General features: G+C 76.2%; 2 protein-coding genes. Both read right to left on the bottom strand.

Annotated features, from left to right (window positions below; translation table 11 throughout):
- A partial coding sequence (locus tag PROKR_RS03665) for a DegT/DnrJ/EryC1/StrS family aminotransferase (RefSeq protein WP_051432639.1) occupies nt 1-947 on the bottom strand: 947 nt, incomplete at its 3' end.
- Nucleotides 944-1,274, bottom strand: a 331-nt coding sequence (locus PROKR_RS03660) for a hypothetical protein (RefSeq protein WP_211240019.1), incomplete at its 5' end; no start/stop codon positions are given. The genes PROKR_RS03665 and PROKR_RS03660, both read right to left, overlap by 4 nt.

The raw sequence follows: 1,274 nt of genomic DNA, 5'->3' as shown, positions 1-1,274 counted from the left end.
AGCGCTGCCGACGCCGCGGGCCGGTCCGGCACCCGCACCACGTACAGGTGCCACACGTGCGCGGCACCCGGCAGCTCGCGCGGCGCCACGACCTCCGGGACGTCCCGGAACGCCTCGGCCAGCAGGGCACCGTAGCGGGCCGCGGCCTCGGACCGCCGCAGGTTCCACGCGTCCAGCCGGGTCAGCTTCGCGGACAGCACGGCGGCCTGCAGGGAGTCCAGCCGCGAGTTCGCGCCGACCTCCAGGTGCTCGTACCGGTTGACGCCGCCGTGGTTGCGCAGTCGGCGTGCCCGCTCGGCGACGTCGTCCGACGACGTCATGACCGCGCCCGCGTCGCCGAACGCGCCCAGGTTCTTGCCCGGGTAGAAGCTGGTGGCGGCCACGTCGCCCGCGCCGCCGGAGCGCAGCCCGTCCCGGCTCGCGCCCTGCGCCTGAGCGGCGTCCTCGACCACCAGGACGTCCGGGCCCACCAGCTCGCGCAGCTGGGCCACGGGCGCCATCTGCCCGTACAGGTGCACGCCGATCACCGCGCGGGTGCGCGCCGACAGCCGTCCGGCGACGTCCTCCGGGTCCAGCAGGAAGTCGTCGTCGACGTCGGCGGGGACGAGCAGGGCGCCGCAGCGCAGCACGGCCTCCGCCGTCGCGAAGAAGGTGTTGGCCGGGACGATCACCTCGTCGCCGCGGCCGATCCCCGCCGCCCGCAGGCCGATCTCCAGCGCGTCGGTGCCGTTGCCGACCCCCACGGCGTGCCGCGCCCGGCAGTAGGCGGCGAACTCGTGCTCGAACCGCTCGACGTCGGGCCCGAGCACGAAACCGGACGTGCGCAGGATCTCGTCCCAGCGCTCGCGGACGTCGGCCTCGACCTCGGCGGTCTGCGCGCCCAGGTCCAGGAACGGCACGGGCTCCGGCGCGGGCACGGGGGAGGTCGTGGTCAGGGTCTCGGTCATGAGGTGGTTCCTCTCGGTCGGGCAGCCGGGACGGCGTGCGCCACCGCGGGCTCCGGTGGATCGAGCTGGGGCACGGGCAGGGTGATCGGAGCCGCGGCGTCGGCCGGCGTCTCCTCCGGGACCTGGTCCTCCTCCTCCTCCTCCGGCCCGTCGAGGGCCGTGCGGGCGGCGCGCCAGCGCGGCCGCACCCACGCGAAGGTGGTGCCGACGTACAGCACGAAGGTGACGGCCCCGGCGAGCAGACCGCCGAGGAGCGCGCTCTCGACGTGGTCCGCGGCCGCCATGCCCGCGACGACGGCGGTTACGGCGGCGAGGCCCGGGACCGCG

Origin of the sequence: Promicromonospora kroppenstedtii DSM 19349 (genome assembly GCF_000515355.1) — a bacterium.
GTDB lineage: Bacteria > Actinomycetota > Actinomycetes > Actinomycetales > Cellulomonadaceae > Promicromonospora > Promicromonospora kroppenstedtii.
Note: the sequence above shows the minus strand (reverse complement) of the source record. Positions and strands in the feature narration are given on the sequence as shown.